This is a genomic window from Micromonospora sp. CV4, assembly GCF_003667455.1.
Taxonomy (GTDB): Bacteria; Actinomycetota; Actinomycetes; order Mycobacteriales; family Micromonosporaceae; genus Micromonospora.
On the sequence record NZ_RCVI01000275.1, the window covers coordinates 1 to 423 of the forward strand.

Sequence of the window (423 nt, forward strand, 5' to 3'; positions counted from 1 at the left end):
CCACGCGGTGGGCAGGTTCCTGATCCACGAGTGGACCCTGGCCACCGTCGCCTCGCTCGCGCTGGCCGTCCTGCTCACCTGGCCGACGCTGCGCTACCCGCTGTACACGCTGCCGCAGGACTACTGGGACCCCAGCTTGCAGTCCTGGCAGATGGCCTGGTCCGGGCACATCCTGCTGACCGATCCGGCGCAGCTCTGGCACGCCAACACGTTTTATCCCGACAAGTGGAGCTTCGCCTTCTCGGACACCCTCCTCGGGTACGCCCCGGCCGGCATGATCGGCCACGGTCCCGAGGCGGCCGTGCTCCGCTACAACATCATGTTCGTCCTGGCCCACGGGCTCGCCACGCTCGGGGCGTACGCGCTGGCCCGACAGTTGGGCGCGGGCCGGATCGGGGCCGCGGTGGCCGGGGCGAGCTACAC

The 423-nt window shown here is 70.4% G+C and carries 1 pseudogene; it reads left to right on the forward strand.

Annotated features, from left to right (window positions below):
- Positions 1–423, forward strand: a pseudogene (locus EAD98_RS16870) (hypothetical protein); the annotation flags it as partial.